The sequence below is a fragment of the Arthrobacter sp. P4_H3 genome (assembly GCF_056400885.1).
In genome coordinates this window covers 17,580-39,940 of the sequence record NZ_JBFUKK010000014.1, presented here as the reverse complement: position 1 = coordinate 39,940, position 22,361 = coordinate 17,580, and the positions used below count along the sequence as shown (strand labels likewise).

The 22,361-nt window shown below is 60.6% G+C and carries 17 protein-coding genes and 3 pseudogenes; 7 read left to right on the top strand and 13 right to left on the bottom strand.

All coding sequences use genetic code 11. The features are described 5' to 3' along the window. The first annotated feature begins 2 nt into the window (after nucleotides 1-2). From AC1DRE_RS17615 to AC1DRE_RS17590, 6 genes are all read left to right on the top strand, one after another. On the top strand, nucleotides 3-1,523 hold the full coding sequence (locus tag AC1DRE_RS17615; RefSeq protein ID WP_476985810.1) for a sugar ABC transporter ATP-binding protein: 1,521 nt from the start codon (nucleotides 3-5) through the stop codon (nucleotides 1,521-1,523). Beyond that, a complete protein-coding gene (locus tag AC1DRE_RS17610; RefSeq protein ID WP_476985809.1) occupies nucleotides 1,520-2,554 on the top strand; it encodes an ABC transporter permease in 1,035 nt (344 codons plus the stop codon). The genes AC1DRE_RS17615 and AC1DRE_RS17610 overlap by 4 nt, the downstream gene beginning before the upstream one ends. Before the next feature lie 64 nt (nucleotides 2,555-2,618). After that, nucleotides 2,619-3,617, top strand: coding sequence for an ABC transporter permease (locus AC1DRE_RS17605; RefSeq protein ID WP_476985808.1), 999 nt, complete (start codon nucleotides 2,619-2,621; stop codon nucleotides 3,615-3,617). 58 nt (nucleotides 3,618-3,675) lie between these two features. Beyond that, complete coding sequence (rhaS, locus tag AC1DRE_RS17600; protein ID WP_476985807.1) at nucleotides 3,676-4,734, top strand: rhamnose ABC transporter substrate-binding protein; 1,059 nt, start codon at nucleotides 3,676-3,678, stop codon at nucleotides 4,732-4,734. Between the two features lie 164 nt (nucleotides 4,735-4,898). Further along, entirely contained in the window at nucleotides 4,899-6,935 is a 2,037-nt protein-coding gene (locus AC1DRE_RS17595) for a bifunctional aldolase/short-chain dehydrogenase (protein WP_476985806.1), read from the top strand. 118 nt (nucleotides 6,936-7,053) lie between these two features. Continuing rightward, nucleotides 7,054-8,007, top strand: a complete 954-nt coding sequence (locus AC1DRE_RS17590) for a ribokinase (RefSeq protein WP_476985805.1) — start codon at nucleotides 7,054-7,056, stop codon at nucleotides 8,005-8,007. A gap of 74 nt (nucleotides 8,008-8,081) precedes the next feature. Here the strand turns inward: AC1DRE_RS17590 and AC1DRE_RS17585 are convergent. From AC1DRE_RS17585 to AC1DRE_RS17530, 12 genes and pseudogenes are all read right to left on the bottom strand, one after another. Continuing rightward, nucleotides 8,082-8,671 (bottom strand): annotated as a pseudogene (locus tag AC1DRE_RS17585) (ATP-binding protein). Nucleotides 8,672-8,804: 133 nt separating this feature from the next. Further along, a pseudogene (locus AC1DRE_RS17580) lies at nucleotides 8,805-8,909 on the bottom strand (Mu transposase domain-containing protein); the annotation flags it as partial. A gap of 223 nt (nucleotides 8,910-9,132) precedes the next feature. After that, a pseudogene (locus tag AC1DRE_RS17575) lies at nucleotides 9,133-10,338 on the bottom strand (Mu transposase domain-containing protein); the annotation flags it as partial. 401 nt (nucleotides 10,339-10,739) lie between these two features. Continuing rightward, nucleotides 10,740-11,303, bottom strand: coding sequence for an RpiB/LacA/LacB family sugar-phosphate isomerase (locus AC1DRE_RS17570; protein WP_476985804.1), 564 nt, complete (start codon nucleotides 11,301-11,303; stop codon nucleotides 10,740-10,742). A gap of 779 nt (nucleotides 11,304-12,082) precedes the next feature. Beyond that, nucleotides 12,083-13,114 carry a nucleoside hydrolase gene (locus tag AC1DRE_RS17565; protein ID WP_476985803.1) on the bottom strand — a complete coding sequence of 344 codons (1,032 nt, stop codon included), beginning with the start codon at nucleotides 13,112-13,114 and terminating at the stop codon, nucleotides 12,083-12,085. Between the two features lie 222 nt (nucleotides 13,115-13,336). Next, nucleotides 13,337-14,062 (bottom strand): gluconate 2-dehydrogenase subunit 3 family protein, encoded by a 726-nt coding sequence (locus AC1DRE_RS17560; protein ID WP_476985802.1) that lies wholly within the window; start codon nucleotides 14,060-14,062, stop codon nucleotides 13,337-13,339. A 44-nt stretch (nucleotides 14,063-14,106) separates the two neighbouring features. Then, nucleotides 14,107-15,759 (bottom strand): GMC family oxidoreductase, encoded by a 1,653-nt coding sequence (locus tag AC1DRE_RS17555; protein WP_476985801.1) that lies wholly within the window; start codon nucleotides 15,757-15,759, stop codon nucleotides 14,107-14,109. 73 nt (nucleotides 15,760-15,832) lie between these two features. Next, nucleotides 15,833-16,894: an ABC transporter permease gene (locus AC1DRE_RS17550; RefSeq protein WP_476985800.1), complete on the bottom strand. Its 1,062-nt coding sequence runs from the start codon at nucleotides 16,892-16,894 to the stop codon at nucleotides 15,833-15,835. A 43-nt stretch (nucleotides 16,895-16,937) separates the two neighbouring features. Then, entirely contained in the window at nucleotides 16,938-18,533 is a 1,596-nt protein-coding gene (locus tag AC1DRE_RS17545) for a sugar ABC transporter ATP-binding protein (RefSeq protein WP_476985799.1), read from the bottom strand. A 59-nt stretch (nucleotides 18,534-18,592) separates the two neighbouring features. Beyond that, entirely contained in the window at nucleotides 18,593-19,768 is a 1,176-nt protein-coding gene (locus AC1DRE_RS17540; RefSeq protein ID WP_476985798.1) for a sugar ABC transporter substrate-binding protein, read from the bottom strand. A gap of 128 nt (nucleotides 19,769-19,896) precedes the next feature. Continuing rightward, on the bottom strand, nucleotides 19,897-20,742 hold the full coding sequence (locus tag AC1DRE_RS17535; RefSeq protein ID WP_476985797.1) for an aldo/keto reductase: 846 nt from the start codon (nucleotides 20,740-20,742) through the stop codon (nucleotides 19,897-19,899). 102 nt (nucleotides 20,743-20,844) lie between these two features. Further along, entirely contained in the window at nucleotides 20,845-21,282 is a 438-nt protein-coding gene (locus tag AC1DRE_RS17530) for a GlcG/HbpS family heme-binding protein (RefSeq protein WP_476985796.1), read from the bottom strand. Between the two features lie 514 nt (nucleotides 21,283-21,796). Between AC1DRE_RS17530 and AC1DRE_RS17525 the strand changes: the two genes are divergently transcribed. Beyond that, nucleotides 21,797-22,093 (top strand): hypothetical protein, encoded by a 297-nt coding sequence (locus AC1DRE_RS17525; RefSeq protein WP_476985795.1) that lies wholly within the window; start codon nucleotides 21,797-21,799, stop codon nucleotides 22,091-22,093. A gap of 6 nt (nucleotides 22,094-22,099) precedes the next feature. On the opposite strand, the gene AC1DRE_RS17520 is transcribed toward AC1DRE_RS17525, so the two are convergent. Next, nucleotides 22,100-22,315: a hypothetical protein gene (locus AC1DRE_RS17520; protein WP_476985794.1), complete on the bottom strand. Its 216-nt coding sequence runs from the start codon at nucleotides 22,313-22,315 to the stop codon at nucleotides 22,100-22,102. Nucleotides 22,316-22,361: the final 46 nt, after the last annotated feature.

The window sequence follows — 22,361 nt, the reverse complement described above, 5'->3', positions numbered from 1 at the left end:
TTGTGCTTGAGCTGTCCGGAGTCTCTAAGTCGTTCGGAGCAGTGCAGGCGCTCCGAAACGGCGAGTTGACGCTCAGGGCCGGCTCCATTCATGCCCTGATGGGTGAGAACGGAGCCGGTAAGTCAACAATCGTCAAGATCATTGCAGGTCTGTACCACCGGGATGCCGGTTCGTTCGCCCTCGACGGAATCGAGGTGGACTTTCCGTCCACTGCTGAATCCAAGAATGCCGGCATCGCCGTCATTTACCAGGAGCCGACCCTCTTTCCCGATCTTTCCGTCACCGAGAACATCTTCATGGGCCGCCAGCCCATGAAGTCCTGGGGACGGATCGACCGGGCGGCGATGAGAAAGCACGCGCAGGAGCTTTTCAATCGCCTGAATGTGCATATTGATCCTGACAGGCCCGCCCAGGGACTGTCCATCGCAGATCAACAAATCATCGAAATTGCCAAGGCGATATCGCTGGATGCGAAGGTCCTGGTCATGGATGAGCCGACGGCGGCCCTTAGCCTCGCCGAGGTCGACCGGCTGTTTGCCATCGCCAGGGCGCTGCGCGACGAGGGGCGTGCGCTGTTGTTCATCTCGCACCGATTCGAGGAAGTGTATGCGCTCTGCGACACGGTGACCGTAATGCGCGACGGCGAGTACATCTCCACCGATCTGATCGGGGAGACCGATGTCCCGTCGCTCGTGCGAAAGATGGTCGGACGGGATGTGGACTCACTCTTTCCAAAGGAAGAGGCCACGATCGGTGACGTCGCCTTAGATGTCCGGAACCTGAACTCCACCGGGACGTTCCATGACATCAGCTTCACCGTGCGGGCTGGAGAGATCGTTGGTCTCGCTGGCCTGGTTGGGGCCGGGCGCAGTGAGGTCGCCCGAGCCATCTTCGGTGTCGACAGCTACGATTCGGGGCATGTCTCGGTCTACGGCGACACTGTTCCGAGAAAAAACACTGCCGCGGCAATGAAGCTCGGTGTTGCGCTTGTGCCCGAGGACCGGCGGCAGCAGGGCCTCATCCTGGATTTCGGTGTGGCACGAAATCTGACGCTCTCCATCTGCCGAGGACTCGCTCGTTTCGGTCTCCTCTCCTCCAAGGCGGAGAATTTGGCGGCTGACGGGTGGGCCCGGCGCCTGCAGGTCAAGTCCCATTCCTTGGCGACGGCAGCAGGAACGCTCTCGGGCGGCAATCAGCAAAAAATCGTCCTGGCCAAGTGGCTCGCGTCTCAGCCACGGGTACTCATCGTTGACGAGCCGACCCGCGGCATCGATGTGGGAACCAAAGCGGAGGTCCACCGCCTGCTCTCACAGCTTGCGGGCCAGGGGCTCGCAATCCTCATGATTTCCTCAGAACTACCGGAGGTGCTCGGCATGGCCGATCGTGTTCTCGTCATGCGTGAAGGAAGAATCACGTCACAGATTCCCCGCGCAGAGGCGACGGCGGAAACCGTGATGTTCGCAGCAACGCACGACAGGCACCAGGTCCTGGCGGCCACGAACGTGATGGAGCCGACCCAGTGACAACCCTCATCTCCCCTGCGCGCAAGAACCCCGGAGCGCAGGCTGTCGAAACGCTCCTGAAGTCCCGCGAAACGGGCATCGTTCTCGCCCTCCTCCTGGTCCTCGTGGTGACAACGGTCCGAAGCCCCGCGTTTCTCGTCAGCACCGACGGTTTCCGGGACCTCCTCCTCACTCCGGCAATCTTTGTGCTGCTGGCCATCGGACAGGCGATGGTCATCATCACCCGCAACATCGACCTTTCAGTCGGATCCGTCGTCGGGCTCACCGCCTATCTGACGGGACGCCTCTTCGTTGATTTCCCTGGGATACCGATTCCGGTCGTCATTATTGCCGGAATCGCCCTCGGTGCTCTCCTCGGACTGATTAACGGAGCACTGATCGCCTATGCAAAGGTTCCCGCTCTCGTGGTCACGCTGGGTACGCTCTACATTTACCGGGGTGTGGACGTGTGGTGGGTCGGGCGCAAACCGATCAACGCGTCGGACATGCCACGCGACTTCCTCGGCTTTGGTGTCAGCTCGTTCCTGAACATTCCCACGCTGGCCATCATCGCGGCGCTGGTGCTGGTCGCCGTCGGATGGTACATGAAGACCACGCGTGGGGGCCGCGAGCTTTACGCCATCGGCTCCGATCCCTCAGCAGCGACGCTGTATGGTCTGCGCATCACGAAGCGGGTAATACTCGCCTTCGTTGCATGCGGGGCGCTGACCGGCCTCGCCGGCGTCTTGTTCGCCGCCCGTTATGGGACGGTCGATTCGCAGGCTGGCACCGGCTTTGAACTCGTCTCTGTCGCGGCCGCCGTCGTCGGCGGAATCGCCATCTTCGGCGGCAGCGGAAGCGTGCTCGGAGCCGCGATCGGTGCCGTACTCCTGCTGACCATCAATCGGGCCCTACCGCTTCTGGGAGTGCAGGATTTTTGGCAGCAGGCGGTCGTCGGAGCCCTCATCCTCGGCGCCATCGCGCTGGATCGAGTTCTCGCCCTTCGCCAATTCCACAAACTCATCGAGATCAGGGACAACGCAAATGACTGACTCATCCACATACTTTCAGCCTGCCCCGGCCCGGAGCCAAACCTATCCCTACTACAGTGCCCCGATGTGGAAACGGTTCTTCCTCACCCGCGAATTCGCCGTCGTCATCGCCTTGATTATCGTGGCTGTCGTCGCGTCGATGTCGATCCGCAAGTTTTCCAGTCCCCTCACCTTGGGATACTTGCTGCTGGATGTCACCCCGATCCTCCTCATCGCGTTGCCGATGGCCCTGATTCTGATCTCAGCGGAAATCGACCTTTCGGTGGCAAGCATTGTCGGACTGAGCAACGTCACGCTCGGGGCCTTGTTCGACGCCGGTTGGCCCGTTGAGCTCGCGGCGCTGGCAGCGCTGGTGCTCGGCGTTGTCTGCGGAGCCATCAACGGTTTTCTCGTCACCGTCGTCGGGTTACCTTCCCTCGCCGTGACAATCGGGACGCTGGCGCTATTTCGTGGAGTCGCCGTCGGCATCCTGGGAACGAAATCCGTGGTGGACTTTCCCGACTATTGGACGACACTGGCGACGTCCGTATTTGGCAAAAGCGGTATCCCCTACGTCATCGTTCTGGTCGTCGTTCTGGCCCTTGCCTTCGTCCTCCTGCTTCATTTCACGCCCTTCGGACGCGGGATATTCGCCATCGGACGCAATCAGGAAGTCGCCGCCTTCTCCGGTGTGAAAGTTCAGCGGACAAAGTTCATCCTTTTTGTCCTGTCGGGGCTCGTCGCGGCCCTTGCCGGCATCTACTTTACGTTCCGCTACGGGAGCGCGCGCGGTGACAACGCGGAGGGACTGGAGCTGACGGTCATCGCCGCGGTACTTCTCGGCGGCGTCTCCATCTTCGGCGGCAAGGGTGCAATCCATGGAGTGCTCGCAGGCGTCCTGTTGATCGGCACGCTTCAAAGTGCCCTGCGTTTTGTCAACGTAACCTCCGACGTCATCAACATTGTGGTCGGCGCACTGCTGGTCGCGTCGATCGTGTCACCAAGCTTTCTTGCCTGGCTCAAGGGGAAAATTACCCGGGCCGCCAAGGAGGGGGCATCGAAAACCCCAGCCCATCATGGGTAGGCGAACCTCCGATCCAGTCCCATCTCACTTTTGTCCGTCATTGAAAGGAAACGAAGAAATGTCGCTATTCACATCCCGAGGGACACGTGGCTCTCGTCTGGCCGCACTAGCAGCGGTCGCCGCCAGCGTGGCCCTCGTCACCTCCGGCTGCGGCGCAGGAGAGACCTCTGCACCGTCCGGCTCCTCCCAGGAGGGTGCCGCCAAGGACCTGAGCATTGGCTTCCTGCCCAAGGCGCTGGGCAATCCCTACTTCCAGGATGCGGCCAAAGGCAGTGAGGAAGCGTCAACGGAGCTCAAGGGGACGTTTGCCGAGGTCGGACCTGCTGTTTCGGCAGCAGATGCCCAGGTCAGCTTCATCAACACACTCAGCCAACAGGGCGCATCCGGAATCGTACTCTCGGCCAGCGACCCCACTGCTCCGGGTTCGGCTCTGACTGCGGCACGGAAGGCCGGAACGAAAGTAGTGACCTTCGACTCCGACGTTGAGCCTAAGTTCAGGGACTTGTTCATAGCCCCGGCGACTGATGAGAGCATTGCCAAGATTCAGGTGGACCTGCTCGTAAAGCAGATCGGTGAGAGCGGAGAGGTCGCGATCCTCGGCGCATCGGCCAACGCCAAAAACCAGAACGCATGGATTACCGGCATGAAAGCCGAACTGGCGAAGAACCATCCGAACCTGAAGCTGGTGGACACCGTCTACGGCAATGATGACGACCAGGAGTCATTCAACAAGACCGCCGCGTTGCTGCAGTCCCACCCTCAGCTCAAGGGCATCATCGCCTGCACCAATGTGGGCCTGGCCGCCGCAGCACGCTACATCTCGGACTCGTCGTCCAAGGGCAAGGTCGCTTTGACCGGCTTGGGCACACCGAACGCGACGCGCGACTACATCAACAACGGCACAGTCTCAGCCTTTGCACTGTACAGCCCGAAGGACATGGGCTACCTGGCCACCTACGCGATCAACGAGCTTGCCAAGGGAACGATTACCGGCAAGGAAGGCGAAACCTTCACAGCGGGCCGGCTAGGGAAATACACCGTCGGCAAGGACGGCGTCCTTAACGTAGGTGACCCGATCGTCTTCGACAAGAGCAACATCGGCAATTTCGACTTCTAACACACCACGTCGAGGGGTTTGCTGCTGGCAGGGAACTACACCCTCCAGCGGCAAACCCCTCGTTCGATGAGCAGGACTGCGAATTGTCCTGCCAGCAGAGAGTAACGCTGACCAAACAGCCGCTGAGCACCTCAGCACCCAGCCCGATTGGAAGCATGATTAACATGGAAAACCACGCTGTTGAAGACCTGATTGCACGTTCCAACCGCCTGGGCGCGGATAAACGGAACACCAACTTCGCCGGCGGCAACACCTCGGCGAAGGGCACGGAGAAGGACCCGGTGACCGGTGAGGATGTCCAGCTGCTCTGGGTGAAGGGCTCCGGCGGTGACCTTGGCACGCTGAAGGCTCAGAACCTTGCGGTGCTGCGCCTGGACCGGCTGAACGCTCTGAAGAGCGTCTACCCCGGGGTGGAGCGTGAAGATGAGATGGTGGCTGCTTTTGATTACTGCCTGCATGGCAAGGGCGGCGCTGCACCCTCGATCGATACCGCGATGCACGGGCTCGTGGACGCCGCGCACGTGGATCACCTGCACCCGGATTCGGGCATCGCGATCGCCACCGCGGTGGACGGGGAGGCGCTGACCACCAAGATCTTCGGTGACAAGGTGGTGTGGGTGCCGTGGCGCCGTCCCGGGTTCCAGCTGGGCCTGGACATCGCCGCGATCAAGGACGCCAACCCGCAGGCCGTCGGCACCATCCTGGGCGGGCACGGCATCACCGCCTGGGGCGCCACGTCCGAAGAAGCGGAACAGAACTCGCTCTGGATCATCGACCAGGCCGAGAAGTTCATCGCCGAGAACGGCCGGTCCGAGCCGTTCGGTGCCAAGCTTCCCGGCTACAGCGCCCTCCCGGAAGCGGAGCGCAAGGCCAAGGCTGCCGCCCTCGCCCCGGTGATCCGCGGGCTGGCGTCCACGGACAAACCGGTCCTGGGGCACTTCAGTGATGACGCCGTCGTGCTGGACTTCCTGGCAGCCGCCGAGCACCCGCGGCTCGGCGCGCTGGGCACCTCCTGCCCGGACCACTTCCTGCGCACCAAGGTCAAGCCGCTGATCCTGGACCTGCCCGCGGACGCCTCGATCGAGGACTCCATCGCCCGGCTGCAGGAGCTGCACGCCGACTACCGCGAGGACTACCAGGGATACTACGACCGCCACGCTACCCCGGAGTCCCCGGCATTGCGCGGCGCTGACCCGGCGATCGTGCTGGTCCCTGGCGTGGGAATGTTCTCGTACGGTGCGAACAAGCAGACCGCCCGCGTCGCCGGGGAGTTCTACCTGAACGCCATCAACGTGATGCGCGGCGCCGAGGCGATCTCCACCTACGCCCCGATCGAGGAATCCGAGAAGTTCCGGATCGAGTACTGGTCCCTGGAGGAAGCCAAGCTCGCCCGCCTGCCCAAGCCCAAGAGCCACGCCACCCGCATCGCGCTGGTGACCGGTGCGGCGTCGGGCATCGGCAAGGCCATTGCCACCCGCCTCGCCGCGGAAGGTTCCTGCGTGGTGATCGCGGACCTGAACCTGGCGAACGCGCAGGCCGTAGCCGCGGAACTCGGTGGCCCGGACGTGGCCATCGGCGTGCAGGCGGACGTCACCGACGAGGCGCAGATCGCCGCGGCCATCCAGGAAGCGGTGCTGGCGTTCGGCGGGCTTGACCTCGTGGTCAACAACGCCGGGCTGTCCATCTCCAAGCCGCTGCTGGAAACCACCGAAAAGGACTGGGACCTGCAGCACAACGTCATGGCCAAGGGCTCCTTCCTGGTGGCCAAGGCCGCTGCGAAGGTCATGATCGACCAGGACATGGGCGGGGACATCATCTACATCTCCTCCAAGAACTCCGTGTTCGCCAGCCCGAACAACATCGCCTACTCCGCGACCAAGGCAGACCAGGCCCACCAGGTCCGGCTCCTCGCGGCCGAACTGGGCGAATACGGCATCCGCGTCAACGGCATCAACCCCGACGGCGTGGTCCGCGGCTCCGGGATCTTCGCCGGCGGCTGGGGCGCCAAGCGCGCCGCGGTCTACGGCGTGGACGAGCAGGAACTGGGCAAGTACTACGCCCAGCGCACCCTGCTCAAGCGCGAGGTCCTGCCCGAGCACGTGGCCAACGCCGCCGCAGTGCTCACCAGCGCCGAACTGTCCCACACCACCGGCCTCCACATCCCCGTGGACGCCGGCGTCGCCGCCGCCTTCCTGCGGTGAAGAATGTTACAACTTCCGGAACGTCGAGCCGGGAACGTCGCCGACGACGGGCGCATGCCCGACGGAAGATTCGCGTCGGTTAATCAAGAACCGGCATCCACGAACACCAAGGAGAAGCATGTCCGCTGAAGTAGTCATCGTCGGGTCGGCAAATCAGGACTACATCATTGAACTCGATGTGCCGCCAGAACCCGGGCAGACAGTCCTGGCACATCGTTTCCACACGCAATCCGGCGGCAAGGGCGCCAATCAGGCCGTGGCTGCGGCACGATTGGGGAGTTCCGTCAGGTTTATCGCCGCCATCGGAGACGACGCCGAAGGAGCATCAATGCTCAGCAGCCTCAGAGCCGAAGGAATAGATACTCGCCAGGTCCAGGTCCTGCCGGGCGGCCGAACCGGTGCCGCGTTCGTCTCAGTCTTCCCCGACGGAGAAAACTCCATCTCAGTGGTTGCCGGTGCGAATCTTGGCCTGTCCGAAGCCCACGTCAGAGAATCCCTGAGCCACATTGGCCGCGGGGCAGTCGTGGTGGTCCAGGCTGAGGTGCCGGTGACTGCTATCCAGGAGACCTTGAATGCCTCACAGCGGGCCGGATTGCGATGCGTACTGAACCTCGCCCCCTACGTGCGCATTGACCAACGTCTCCTTCGCCATGCCGATCCCCTCGTGGTGAATGAGTCCGAGGCCAGCGCGCTGATATCCAAGCCCGTCTTCGATGAAGCCAGCTCCCGCGACGCAGCCCGTCAGCTTGGCGAGATCGCCTCCTCAGTAGTCATCACAATGGGCGCCGCAGGCGCCTACTGGCTCGACCAGAAGAATGAGGGCCACGTTTCGGCTCCGGCGATTGGCTCCGTGGTCGATTCCACCGGGGCGGGAGATGCCTTCGTGGGCGCACTCGCTGCGTGCTTGGCCGGCGGCGGACCACTCTCGGAGGCGGTCCAGTTGGGTGTTGTTGCGGGATCATTCTCGGTCATGAGAATCGGCGCTCAGTCTTCCTACCCGACGGCCAAGGACCTACGGAGCCACGAGGAGTCAACACGGTCTCCGGTCTTGCAGTACCTGCCCGTCCGGTGACATCGGCTACCCTGTCAGCGCTGGTCGAAAGTTGAGCCGTTACGTGGGGTGAAAACTGAGCCACGTTGACGGAATTATTCTGCCGTATTTTCTGTCTTGTCGAGGGCAGCGATTCGATCTGGTGGTTCCTGAGCCGGCTGGAGCCTTTGAGGGTGAGGACTTCCGCGTGGTGGACGATGCGGTCGCCATCGCGGAGGCGACGACTTGGTCCCCGAATACATCGCCCCAGCGGGCGAAGCTCAGGTTCGAGGTCAGGATCATCAAGGCGTGTTCATAGCGTGAGGACACGAGCCGGGAGAACAGCTTCGCGGCGTCCTGTTCGAACGGGAAGTAGCCGGCTTCGTCGACGATGACCAGACCGTAGCGCCGGCGCCGAACCAGTTCTGAGGACAGACGGCCGGTCTGGTGCGCTCCCTGCAGCCGAGTCACCCAGCCTGTGGCGGTGAACAGGACGCGGTGGCACAGCTGGGTGGCCCGCAGGCCGAGCACGGTGGCCAGATGGGCGATGGTTTCCCGTTTCAGCCAGGGTTGATGGTCGAAGATGAAGTCCTCCAGCGACTTCCCGGGACAGAACGGCGGCCAGGTATTCCTCGTGGCATCAGCCGACCTCGCGCGCCTGGTCAGCCGGACGGGCCGCGTACTCCCGGATCCGCGGTGCCAACATGGGCCGGGTCGGTGATCGTCTCTGGCCCCTGTCCCAGCACCGCAGGTGGGTCCCGGCGTTCCGTCCCTCGAAACTGATCCGCACCGTCTCCAGATCCGCGCGGACCTCCACGAAGCGTCCCTATGGCCTGCGTGTTCACCGAGTAGTCGTTGGAAGCGGCCCGGACGCAGTAGTCCCGGGGCCGACGGACCCGGGAAGAGAACCCCGTCGGCGGTGACACCGGCGGCAGCGCCAGCATCGCGGCCCGGTTGGCGCCGATCATCTGCGGGGCTTTCTCCGGTGTATCGCCCCGGGCCTAATGGAGGATCTTGATCCCGCCAAAGGGTTCAGAACCAAGTAAGCACCGAAAAAGTACCCGGACGAGCTGCGGTAGAGGGCGGTACGCCTCTGGTTGCCTCAAGTATTTATGGCCCCACCCGGTCCGAACCGGCCCTATCCGAGGGTATGTTTGAGGCGTGTCAGCGGGCTTCGACCGCGACGACGTCGGCACTGACAGCACCCACCTCCAGGGCCGAGACGGTGCCTGCAGCGGCATCCCCATAGAGCGGCGGAGCAGCAGGACATCGATAAGTTCACGCGTCCCGTCGGCGTCGCCGTTGACCGCCGAAGCAGCCCAGAACGGCTCATGCGCGCTGGTAAACGTCCCGGACTCCCCCACCCTGGCCGGGGCCGCCCGGCTTGGTCCTGAGGACCTCCAGAAAATGGTCCAGCTGGACCGACTGGCCGTTCTTGGCAACGATCCGCGGATGCCTGGCGGGCCACGGCACGGCACTCGAACACCACGACCTCCGACGCCCGCATGTACACCCGGACTTTCCGGCCGATGAACCGGGGCCAGGACGGGATACTTCACCATCCGCGGTGATCATCGAGGACCTGTCCACCCTGGGGTTCAGCACCAAGCCGGGGTCGAAGACCTCTCCCGGCGGCGGTGCCAGGAAGGGCTGTTCGGCGGCGAAGTCCTGCCCGAGGGTGCGATTCTGTCATTGATCCGCCGGGCCTCAACCTGGGCTTCCCAGTCCCGGATGCGGTCGTTGAGCTCGTCCAGAGACTCGGCGGCAGGAATGGGTCAAAGCGCTGTTGCGGCGGAACCACCCCACTTCCCCTTCGACTCCGCCTTTTTCGTGTGCCCCGGCGATGCCGGGCTGGCACTATTAAGGTGTCGAAGCCGTAGTGCGAGCGGAACAGGACCCTCCGGTCGTTTTCCTGGTGCTGCTGGCCCTGCCCGACCATCACCGCGGCGACCGCGCTGATGAGGTTGTCGTAGCGGATGTGCTTGGTCGGGATGCCGCGCAGGACGTGAAAGGCCACGATATGGCCCTCTAGGAAGGCTTCCTGCGCCTGTGCCGGATAGATCCGGTGGATGGCCTTACCCGAGTTCGAGATTCGGAAAACGTACATGTGGCATTTCGACTTCACGCCGTTCAGGATGGCCCAGACTCACCGAAATCCATCTGGGCCTCCGCTCCCGGGGCATGCTCCCGCGGGACAAACACTTCCACCCGGCGGCCGGCCTCGACATCGACGTGGGCCCGGCGGCCCCGGACGTAGTTAAGTACCGTCGGATACGACAACTCCTCCGCCCCGCGCTCCTCGACGAGCCGGGCCAGGACCCTGGTACCCGCATCGCAGCGAAGGCAACAAGCCTGAAATTGCGGCGATACGGTCGTCGCGGCGTACTTAACCAACCGGCGGCCAGATAGCCCGGACACCTTCGATCCTGCCCTGCCCGAAGTGGGCTGCGAGCTTTCTGGAGAGCTGAAATAGCCGTCTGTCTCTTGGACCTGCACCGATGCGATGCGCGTAACAAGACGGGCGATGTCGGCTTCGAGCGCTGCATCCGGCTTCTGGAGGAGCAAACATCTCTAGGTACTGCCCGGGTCTACGCCTGCGACTCTGACTCGCCTGGCAATGCGACTCGAAACGGGAACATCCGAGAACGTTTTTTGGCCTTCGGATTGGATCTTGCCGGTCAGACAGAGCACGACCGATCCCAGCTGCCGCAACGCCCGCTGCGCTCTTTCACGCGGGTCGGATGAAAGGCCCTCATTGTGCTGAGAGTTGCCCCCTAAAAGGCAAGGCCGCGTGGCTCTGAACCGAGGTCGGCGTGCTTCGGATCAATGACCTCGAATCCATTGGCTTTGTAGGCGTCGTAATCGAAACTCTCACACTCGTCGAAGCCGACCCGGTGGTAATCCCAAAAGCCCTCCCAGTCTTCGTATCCATCACCAAGGCTGCTTTCGAGAAAAGCATCGGCCATCGCCATTCCGAGGCGTGGCGCGGTGTAAAAGGCTCCCATTGCAAGAACGTTCGCATTGTTCGCCGTCGCGGCGCGTCGAGCGGTCACCACGCTCTCGCAGACAGCGGCGTGCACGTGGGGACACTTGCTGGCGGCAATGTGGATCCCCATTCCGGAACCGCAGAACAGCAATCCTTTCTCGAATTCACGCTCAGAGATGCGTGAGCCAACAAGGAACCCTACGCGATGGTACATCGGCGCATCATTTTGAACAGGTGTGAGGTCGGTAACACTCCAGCCGCGCTCGATAAGATGCCGTTTGATGGCTTCTTTGAGAGGAAAGCCAGCAAAGTCAGCGCCGACGACGACTTCCTTGTTACGTGTGGTTTTCAAGTTGTTTCTTCTCTTTCTGCAGGGGGAGGGAGCAGGGGCTCTTCGTCGTTGGCTGCGTGCGGTAACCACCAACCTAAGAGGTCTTCACCCATTCACGATGTAACCAACGTCTGACTCAGTACATCTAGGCGCGGCGAAGTCGATGAATATCGTCGGGACGGAATCAGAGCCTTGTTTTCTGACGCGCCAAGGCCGTGTTTGAGGCAACCATGCCGGCGTCCCCTTACCGTGACAAAGTTTCAACGGTCCAGTCGGCGCTTCCACGCTCATGACTGATTCGGCACGCATATTCGTGGTGCGCGGCAGCTCCCTGCGGACTCTGCACATCGGCTGTCACATTGACCGCCCAAACCGGGTCACTTCCCGATCTAGTGACATTGCTGAAGGCAATCGAACCGGAATCATGCAGTGCCGCTCTGATCGTTTCATAGCAGGCCTTCTCGGCGGCTGCGCCGGTATTGCCCTGGAAAAAAGTCGCAATCCACGCAAGTAACAGAATCAGCATAAAGATCACACGGCGCCCGCGGAGCCGCGGACCGCCTCGGCCTTCAGCGGCTGCCGTTCTGGTACGCTCCCCAATTGATGCGGGTCCCTGATCTAGTTGCATGTCCTGCTCATTTCACCAATATGCGGCCGGCACCTGCTCGTGCGGGCATAGGATTTCCATTGAAAACGCCCTGGAATAGGGCGAAACATCCTTACATCAGGGAGCTTGCCCGAGAGTCATGTGCCACTCCGCCGGGGGTCGGGCGGAGTGGCACATGCTCCGTCTGCGGAATCTACGAAGAGGCGCCCTGGGTTTCCAGTTCCTTCGTAACACCGTTTCCGAGGGGCGCGGTGATGCGATCCGCGAAGAAGTGGCTGACCCGGGGACCGTCCACTTCGAGCGCCACGTCCATGTTCGGCGGCAGCTTCTTGGGGTTGGTACGCAAGAGATCCTGCTGTCCGTTCGCGTTCGCAACGTACATATCACGTTCGATCGGGGTCTCGTTGTACTCCGTGGCGATGTGCAGCGGGAACAGCGTCAGCAGAGTCTGATCGAAGGCATGCATGACCACGAGCGGATCATGCAGCCACAGGGCCGTGTGCTCCGTTGCAATTCCCACAGCGGTGTAGATCAGCTTCTCCTGCGGCGGCCACAGGTCGAGAATCCGGGTAGCCATTTCCGTAATGGGAGTGTTGGCTTCCCTGATGCGGTCTTCGTCCTCTTTCAACAGCGGCGTGTAGAGCGTCACATCACACGGAACGTACGTGATCGGCATGCCGGAGTTGAGAACGATTTCAGCAGCGATCGCATCGTTGTTGAAGTTGTACTCCTCACGAGGCGATCGACGGACACCCTTCTCATCCACAATCGGGATAACAACGCCCGCCATGATGATGAGTTCCTTGATGTTCTCCACGACCCGCGGTTCGCGAAGGATGGCGTGGGCGACGTTAGAGACCGTACCCAGTGTGACGACCTTGATTTCACCCGGGTTGTTCATGATCGTTTCGATGATGAAGTCAACCGCGTGCTGGTCTTCGTACTGGGGCTCTTCGCCCTCTTCGAGAATGCCTTCGCCCTCGAAGCCGAACATCAGTGCGTGGCCGCGCATCGGCATGCCGATTCCCTTGAATACCGGGATGTCGCTGCGGCCGGCCGCTTCCAGGACCTTTACTGCGATCTGAGCCCGAAGGTGCGTGTCTCCGTAGCAGGTAGTGACACCTTCGACGATCAGCTCCGGCGACTGCGCCGCGAACATCACCGCAAAGGCGTCGTCGTAGTAAGTTCCAATATCCGTATCGAGAATAATGCGGGTCTTTTCCACTTTCTTACTCCAATCTTCGTTGGCTGGGTAAAAGCTGCGTCTTACAACTTGTTACAAGTATCATTATATTACATCTAAACAGGCCTTCGTCAAGTGCAAACTAGGCAAACTTGCCGTCCGGATCGCGAGAACCTCCGCGCGTGGTGTTCTTATTAACATTAAATAACACGCGTAGGGTTCCTTTGCCTGCGGACCGTATAACCCTTCCGCCTTGGGGTACTGTCAGCGGCCGAAGCGCTGAACCGCCGGACTTTGCGGATACGGCCAGGTGGCTCCCATGATCATGTAGTCAGTGGTTGTGTACTGGCCGGCCACCGTGTCAGCCAACGATTTCGGGCCATCGAACCCGATGACCCGCCATCCGACAAAGTCCTTGTTCCCTCCATATACGGGATCAGCGTAGAAGCCCTGACGCGTATGGGCGACGAGCATGTCAAAGAATCCGAAGCCGCTGTCACTGACTGGCTGATTGGTCGGGGGCGGCCCGCCTTCCCCTGAGTTGAGAACTTCGTCATCCTGCAACTGAACGTGCTTCGGTTTTGGCCGGCCAGAGGTCTCAACAAGCAAGGCGTCCTGCTCATCCTCAGACAGGTCGTAGAACTCCTTGGCGTGTTTGTCCAAACTTAGCGCCTTCAGCGCCGCTAGTCCTTCGCGGTACACACACTGCCGGTGCCTGATTCGCGCTTGCCAGGCTTCGGCTTCCTTCCCGCGTATTTCCAGGAATCCGTCGCCAGTCGCACTGGCATACACGAAGTCACCGGACAGAAAGCGGTCCAGAAATCGTACGACGTCGGCCTCCGCCGCCCCGGGATCGTAATCCGTGGGGATGATTCTGGCCGTGGCTGCCCGGACTATGGCCCACTCATCGTCGGTAAAAAACAGGGGCCCGTCTACGTCTCGAGTCGAAATTGGCACCGTGGGCCAGTGGGCCTGGGATTGGCTGACCATGGGAGAAACCCTCCTTGTTGTCTGTTGAATCAGGGAAAGAGGCATCAGGCCGCTGTGCGGCCTTTGCCACGGACATTGATAATGCGTTCAGTGCACCGCCAGGCGTTGGCCATGATGGTGAGTGTCGGATTCACGCCAGTCGAGGTTGGGAAGAAGCTGCCGTCGAAGATGTAAAGGTTCGGCACATCGTGGGTTTGGCACCATTTGTCGACGACGGACTTTGACGGGTCGTCGCCCATCCTTGCCGTACCCATTTCGTGGCAGCAGTTTCCTGTGATCTTTTCGAGGTTGACAGGGATGATCTTGCTCGCGCCTGCCACCTCCAGGATTTCCGTATTTTTCGCAACCTGCCACTTGGCTTGGGCGAAGTCGTTGGCGTGAGGCGTGTGGGTAATGCGCGCCACCGGCAGCCCCCAGGCATCGACGACGTTTGGGTCGAGGTCTACACGGTTGGATTCGACGGGGAGATCCTGGACCATGACTCCGAGCTTCATGCTGTGGTTGAAGAGATCGCGATCAGCGTCCTTCGAGGCCTGCCCCCACGTGGGTCGCCCGGGGAAGGTCCAATTGACAGGGTGGCCAAGCATGGATGCGAATATAAGGGTCCCGAGCATGTGTCCCCGGTCGTAGTCAGTATGGTAGTAGTCGAACGACATGGTGTTCATGTAGTGGCCAGCCCAGGGATACAGCGGATCAACCACTTCCTTATCGAACAGGCCGATCGCGAAGAGGTACTCGTGAAAAGTGGCGTTTGCTCCGAGTAGTCCACTGCTGTTGGCGAGCCCGTTGGCATGAGTCGCCGACTTCGATAGTTGAAGCAGTCGCGTAGTTTCAATTGCCCCGGCGCAGCAGATCACGATGTCGGCAAGCTGCTCAACCTCGTTGCCATCCGCGTCGGTGTAGATGACGCCCTTGGCTGTTCCATTCGGGTTGAGAATGATCTCCCGGACATAGCAGTCCGGTCTCAGATCAAGCAGCCCCGTGGCAAGCGCGTCCGGAATGAACGTGTTCGCTGTTGAAGATTTGGCCCCTACGGGGTCGCCATATTGCTGCCAGAAGCCCGAATTCACGTGGGCGTTGCGGCCTCGATAGGGCTCGGTGACCATTGCCTGCGGAATCGGGAAAGTGCTCTGGCCCATCTTCTTCATCGCCTGAGCAAAAACACGCCCATAGTGTGTCAGCTCGACCGGCTTCGTGGGATATCCCTTAGATCGCGGTCCTTCCCATCGGTTGGCGCCGGCAAGTCCCGAAGTGCCGAGCTCCCATTCAACACGCGTGTAGTACGGCTCTAGGTCTGCGTACTCTATGGGCCAGTCGACCAGGCTCGCACCGGGGATATCGCCGTGCAGCGAACGGAGGCGGAAGTCGTCCTCCGTCATTCGGGGAACGATACCCCCCCAATGGATTGTTCCGCCTCCAACGCCCTGTGGGGTCGGGGAGAACTGGACTTCTTCCTCTGGGCTTTCCTCGTCGGGCCGGTACGTACGCGGCTTCAACTGCGGATCCGGCCAGACGTAGTTCCGGTTCAAATATTTGAGTTCGTCACCGGAAAATTGTTCATTTCGCAAGAACGGTCCGCGGTCAAGTGCGACCACGCGGATCCCGGCTTCCGTAAACACCTTGGCCGCCGTGCCGCCGGAGGCGCCCGCACCGATGATCAATACCTCGGCCGGCTCAGGTTTCTTCCTCGGAATCATGACTACCTAACCTTTCGTTACACCTATGAAGCGGTGACCTTTGATGGAATGAGAGGGTGCCAGACTGAACGTGTCAGCGCGGTAACCCGAAGAGGAGGATTGCGCCCAGTGCCAGCCCACATATCAGCGGCACAGACCTTTTCAGCGCTTGGACCGACGTTGCCGATCCCCTCCTGTTGAGTGCGACGACCGCGATCAGGATGAGCCCCTGAACCATGGCCTGAATGTAGGGATTGACGTTGAGCAGATCCAGGATGTTGGTGATGAACTGGATGATCAGGACGCCGACGGCAACACCGCGGATTGTTCCGACTCCGCCCGTGAGCGGGGCACCTCCGACGACGACCGCCGCGATGGCTGCAAGTTCATAGCCGCGACCATATGCCGGGTCCGCGGTCTGCAGCCGTGACATCAGGACAAGGGCGCCCATGCCGGCACAGAGACCTGAAATCATGTACACAGTCATGCGGTGCCGCACCACTGGGATGCCGGCGAAGTGCGCTGCTTCCTCGTTGCCGCCGAGGACGTAAATTTGACGTCCGAAGACCGTCTTTGACAGCACAACCTGGGCAATTGCAACGGTCAGAATGAAAACGATCACCGGAACAGGTATTCCTAATACATCGGCGCTGAGCCACTTCAGGGCATTGTCGCCCCGCAGCCTGATCGGGTTGGAGCCCGAGAGGAAGAAGGCGGCGCCGGTGGCGATGGTCATGGTTCCCAGAGTGATGATGAACGGCTGCAACCGGCCGAAGGCAATTCCGAGTCCGTTAATTGCGCCGACAAACAGCCCGGTCAACAAGGCACCCAGGATGACCCCCACAGGGCCGTAGGGCGCCATCTTCGCGCCGACAATGGCAGCAAGGGCCAGAGTGGCTCCAATCGAAAGATCGATTCCTGCGCCGCCAGCGATGATCACGAAGCCCTGTCCTACTGCCAGCAACCCGATGATCGAGGCTAGGCCCAAAACGTTTCGGATGTTGTCGACAGTCATGAAAAACGGTGAAAGGGTCGATCCCAGGATCAGGACGACAAGGAGTGCCGGCAGCGCCCCGGCTTTCCGTAGGGCCGCCGGAGTCAATTCGCGACGGGAGTTCTGCTTTTGGGGAGTCGGCGTTGCGACTTCAGTGCTCATGTGAGTTCCTTCTCAGAGAATCAGAATGGTTCCGGGGCCTTAGCTAGACCATCGCGGAGGAGAGGATACGTTCTTCTGTAGCCCCTAGGGCCGGAATGTCGTCCACAAGGCGGCCGTCCCGCATGACAAGGATCCGGTCCGCAATCGCCAGCAGCTCAGATAGCTCCGAGGAGATCACAAGTACCCCGGCTCCGCCCTTTGCGAGTCCGTTAACGAGCCGGTAAATCTGGAACTTTGCGTTCACGTCAACCCCCCGCGTGGGTTCGTCGAAGATATAGATCGGGAAGTCGTTGAGGAAGCATCTGGCGATGACCACCTTTTGCTGGTTTCCGCCGCTCAGGGTCCCCACGGTCACGCCGGCTCCGGCCGCCTTTACGCTGAGTTTGCTGATCAGCTCCCGGGCAAGTTGCGCTGACCGCGTCTTTCTTAGCCATCCGGCCGTGGAGATGACCTCCGGCTGCGCTAGCGTGAAGTTCTCTTCGATCGTCATGCCCAGCACCAACCCCTGGCTTTTCCTTTCTTCAGGAACCATGACGATGCCTGCGCGGAAGGCTTCTCGGGGGCTGCGTATCCGGTGGGGGACCCCGTTCACCTCGACTGTGCCGGAATCGTAGCTGTCAACTCCGAATATCGCCCGTGCAACTTCACTGCGGCCCGCTCCCAGCAGCCCCCCCATGCCCACGATTTCTCCGGGGTTCACCTCAAAGCTGATGTCCTCGAATTTGCCTGCGCTCGATAGATTCTTTACCGAAAGCCTCGGAGTCATTGTGATCTGCCCGGACTTGACCTCGTATTCAATGTCTGCGCGGTTTTGAATCTCATGCGTGAACCGTTCAATCGGACGCCCCACCATGGCCTTGACAATATCGTCGTGGCTCATCTTGCTCATCGGCTCGGTGATGATCTTGACTCCGTCCCGGAGCACGGTGACAGTGTCGGCAATCCGGGAAAGGTCTTGGAGACGGTGGCTGACAAGGATGAAGGCTGTGCCAGCAGCTTTGGCCTTGTCCACAACGTCGAAAAGGTGGGCGACTTCCGGTTCCGTCAGGGCAGCGGTGGGCTCGTCCAGAATGATAATCCTGGCCTTGCTGACAAAACTCCTCCCGATCATGACCAGTTGTTGTATGCCGGGGGAATGCTCGCTCAGCTCTGAGAACGGATCGATGGTGAGGCCTAGCGAATCCAGCACCGGCTGTGCCTTGGCCCGGAGAGCTTTGCGTGAGACTATCCCGGAGCGCGCCGGGAAGGAGGCGACGCAGATGTTCTCCGCTACTGACATGTTGGGGACAAGGGAAAGTTCCTGGGGGACGGCGCTGACTCCGAGTAACCGGGCGTCGCGGGGGGAGGTGAGGTGAACCCTTTTGTTATCGATGTATACCTCCCCCGCGTCGGGCTGCACGAGGCCGCAGATGACCTTCGAAAGGGTTGACTTGCCTGCCCCGTTTTCGCCGCTGATCGCATGGACGGTTCCGGGGAAGATGTCCAGGTCCACGGAGGTGAGGGCTTGCACCCCCGGGTAGGTCTTCGTTATGTCGCGCAAGGCCACGACCGTCCCGTCGAACGTGCCGCTACGTGTCTCGGAGGCTTGCTGCTTCCCGAGGGGAGCTGATCCGTGGGTTGGAAGCCATGATTTCGTCATGAGAGTTGTCTTTCCTGCATCGGCGGTTGCTGGATGGCGGAGAGTCGGTCATACCGCATTTAGCCCGCGGATCCCCAAGTGGTCTTGTCGTACGCCTCGGCGTTTTCTTTGGTCAGGAGAAGCGGCTGCTCAAGCATGATGCGCTTCGGGAAATCCTTTTTCTCTATAGCCCGAATGGCTACTCGAAGGGCCAGATCCGCGTGCAGGGGCGTCGCGGGAACAGCGGCTAGGACTTCTCCGCGCTGGATGGCCGCAGTGGTGGACTTGTCGTCCCCCCATGTGTAGAGAGGAATGTCCGTCCGGCCCGTCTGCTGCATCGCGGCGTAAACACCCAGCGCCATTTCGCTGTACTGGGTGTACCAGGCGTCGATCTTCTGCCCCTGTGGTGACTGAAGGAAGCTGAGTGCGGCCTGGTATGCCTTCGTGCGATCGAAGTCGCCGGGAGAAGTTTCATTCACAGTGATGTCCGGGTACTTGGTCTTCAGGGTCGCTATGAAACCTTCGTGTCGCAGAATCTGCGGGGAGGACCCCATCGTTCCTTGCGTCTCCACGACGGTGCCTTTACCCTTCAACGAGTCGCCGATGGTGTTGGCAATTTGGATAGCACCCTGCTTGTAGTCAAGGTAGACCCAGGAGTCAGGGCAGTCGGTATCAACCGTCCGTTCCATGCCGATGACGAAAATGTCGGCTTTGCAGATTGCATCGATGGCGGGAGTCAACGGACCCACGGACTGGGGAAATACCAGGATGCCGCTGACCTTCTGGCTCACACAAGACTGGAGGTCCGCGACTTGTTCGCTCGGATCATTCGTTTCTGTGTATTTGATCTGGACATTGGGGTGCTTGGCAGCCTCGATCATAAGGCTTTCCTTCTGCGCAGTGGACCAGGGATTGTTGGCCAGCCCTTGAGAGAAGCAGAAAGTATAGGTCTTGGCCGGGTCTCCAATCGGCCCGTCGGCGACTGGCAACGCTCCGGCATAGGGGACGGTCAGCGTCTGCTTGGTGATTGGTCCCGCTACAGGCTGTCCCGGAGCCGGTTTGACCACTGTCGCATCTTCCGGGGCATAAAGGGCGGTGTTCTCGGGGAGGTAGAACTCATCCTTCGAGCCTCCGGCGTTTCCTGGAGTCCCGGCACACGCGGAGAGTGCAAGCACAGCTGCGCCCATGAAGGCTGCCGCTCGAACGAAGCTCCACCTGTGGTTCGACTGCTTGGCAGCCAACGAACACTGAATCATTTTTGTATCCTCATCGTTGAGTGTTACATGATGTTATTAAACACACTATCGCGACATATTCGATGGCGAAAGTCTTCGCGTGAGATTTGTTATTTAATGTGGCAATTCCATCGATTGGTTGCGTGAGCTCAATCAATGAGGTCCGGGTCATACGGGTTCCGGATCCCGGTCTCAAGTGCGGCAATCTCTGCGAGATCAGTTTCCTCGAGCTGGAAGTCGAAGACTTGCGTGTTCTCGATCATTCGCTCGGGACTCACGGTCTTCGGGATGACCACGTTTCCTTGTTCGATGTGCCATCTGATGATCACCTGGGCCGCGCTCTTGCCGTGCTTCGCCCCGATCTTCAGAAGGAGTGGGCTGTCAGTCAACTTGCGATTAGCAAACGGGTTCCCGGCCAGGGGGGACCATGCCATCGTCGCAATGGAATGTGAGGTGTTGAATGCCTTCAACGCTGCCTGCTGAAGGCCTGGATGCAGTTCGATTTGATTGACGGCGGGAACCACGCGTGTCTCGGCCAGCAGGCGTTCAAGGTGGTGGATCTGAAAATTTGCGACGCCAATCGATTTCGCAAGGCCCTCTTCTTGTAGTCGCTCAAGTGCCCGCCAGCTCTCGACGTATTTGTCAATCCTCGTCATCGGCCAATGGACCAGGAACAGGTCGATGTAGTCGAGGCCGAGCCGCTTCAGGCTGCCTTCGAATCCGCGGAGCGCTGCGTCGTAGCCGTGGCTTTCATTGCCCAGCTTTGTGGTGACGTAGATTTCATCACGCGGGACGCCGGAACGGCGGATTCCCTCCCCCACGCCGGCTTCATTTTGGTATTGTTCGGCCGTATCCAACGACCGGTATCCCAGCTCAAGTGCCGTAGCCACAGTGTCGGCAGCCGCGGTGTCATCCGGGCCGAAGATACCGAGACCGATCTGGGGAATTGTACAACTGTCATTGAGGGCAATGCCTGGAATTGACTGAATTGACAAATGGTGCTCCTAGTCTTGGGACATTTACAGTGGGAGTTGGGCTGGACTGAGTGTGGGCTCCTGTACGCAAAAGGTGTGCATGAAGCGCACGAAAACGAAGTGTCACGGCGTCAGGGAAGCTACAACGGCCTCGACGGCGGCCCCTGCGATCTCACGGTCCTGGCTCATGGAGCTCTTTCCGGAGATTCCGACGGCACCGATCAATCCGTCGTCGTACAGGACAGGTAGTCCTCCCCCGATGATGGTTGCGCCGTCGATCGAGGCCAAGCCATGCAGCAGGGCCTCCTCCTGACGGACAACTTCCCAGAACTCGTGCGTGGCCAATCCGTTGCCGGCGACGGAGTACGCCTTGCCTGAGGCGATTTTCGCCGTTTGAAAAGGCGCCCCGTTCATTCGCTCGAAACACACAAGATGCCCGGCGCCATCGGCCACTGCGATACTGACACTCACACCCAACTCCGTGGACTTTAAGACGGCGGCATCGACGGCAACGCGAGCCAGCTCCCGAGTAATGTTTCGTGACTCGATGAATTTTTTCACAGAAAGCCTCCTTGCGTACTATTCACCAGTGATGTTACATAAGGTGAGTATTAACAACATCGATAGCGTAGAGCTCCTTGGTCTGTGTTGTCTATAGCCAGAATTTCCAAACGTCCGCCGTCCAAAGTCGAAGCACCATCGGCAGATAGCCTTTGGGCCTTGTTCACCGCAGCGCACGGGAGCGCGTTGTCCGTAGCCCATGCCTAAGGGAAGTCAACCGGCGGTGTCAGCAGTCGGACGCTTGCCAATGACAGAAGGACGTTACGGGTGGCCCTGGCGCCAACCGGGCTGACAGGAAAACCATCACGGGCAGCAGCTCGTCGGAGGCCCGCCCCGAGGGGCATTTCACAGATGGGAACCGTCAAACTCAGCCCCCAACAGCAGTCCTCGGCGCGCCGGAATTCGCGCCTCACCGCAGTGCTGGCCTTGCGCTCACAGCCCGGCAGCGCCACCTAGGCAGGGGCGGCCGGCCCTCGCCCAGGATCATGAACCGGCACAGTAAAGGAGTAGACCCGTGAAGAAGAAGAAGAAGAAGAAGGCATCGCCACGCCCGGCCGAGGTGTCCTTCCCGGCCCAAAACTGGACCAGCCTTGTGCCGGGACAGTCAGTCCGCGTCCGGGACTACGATGGTCAGGACTTCGTCGGCATCATCGACGTGAAGGCCGGCAATTCACATGCTGTGTGGTTCATCCGAGATGACACACGGACCCGGCATGTGATCGGAAATACCGAAGGCGTCGAGCTACTGCCGATCGATCAAACTGCACACACCCATCCACCAGCTGAGGTCGAAGACCTAATACGAAAGTAGTGGCTGTCAAGCTGCCGTGGTCGGGGTGACGTTGAAGTTGACGTTGAAGCCGAGGCTGTTGGGTCTTTTGCTGCGTTGTTTTGGCTTTGATCGGTTCAACCGGGTGAAGCGGTCGGTGCCGGGTCCGCCGTCGGCGAGTAGGTGCAGGATGGATTGTCGATAGCGACGATGGCTTTCATCGGGCAGCGATGCGCTGGTTCCTGGCGGCCAGGTACTTCCCATGGAGCACCTGACTAGGCTGGCTCCACCACTGACAAGATTCATAAAC

Bases quoted from the DNA above. Each gene is read 5' to 3' on its own strand.
- AC1DRE_RS17545 (WP_476985799.1), bottom strand. From the start codon at position 18,533: ATGACGAAATCATGGCTTCCAACCCACGGATCAGCTCCCCTCGGGAAG.
- AC1DRE_RS17540 (WP_476985798.1), bottom strand. From the start codon at position 19,768: ATGATTCAGTGTTCGTTGGCTGCCAAGCAGTCGAACCACAGGTGGAGC.
- AC1DRE_RS17520 (WP_476985794.1), bottom strand. From the start codon at position 22,315: ATGGGAAGTACCTGGCCGCCAGGAACCAGCGCATCGCTGCCCGATGAA.
- AC1DRE_RS17605 (WP_476985808.1), top strand. From the start codon at position 2,619: ATGTGGAAACGGTTCTTCCTCACCCGCGAATTCGCCGTCGTCATCGCC.
- AC1DRE_RS17595 (WP_476985806.1), top strand. From the start codon at position 4,899: ATGGAAAACCACGCTGTTGAAGACCTGATTGCACGTTCCAACCGCCTG.
- AC1DRE_RS17555 (WP_476985801.1), bottom strand. From the start codon at position 15,759: ATGATTCCGAGGAAGAAACCTGAGCCGGCCGAGGTATTGATCATCGGT.
- AC1DRE_RS17550 (WP_476985800.1), bottom strand. From the start codon at position 16,894: ATGAGCACTGAAGTCGCAACGCCGACTCCCCAAAAGCAGAACTCCCGT.
- rhaS (WP_476985807.1), top strand. From the start codon at position 3,676: ATGTCGCTATTCACATCCCGAGGGACACGTGGCTCTCGTCTGGCCGCA.
- AC1DRE_RS17560 (WP_476985802.1), bottom strand. From the start codon at position 14,062: ATGGTCAGCCAATCCCAGGCCCACTGGCCCACGGTGCCAATTTCGACT.
- AC1DRE_RS17590 (WP_476985805.1), top strand. From the start codon at position 7,054: ATGTCCGCTGAAGTAGTCATCGTCGGGTCGGCAAATCAGGACTACATC.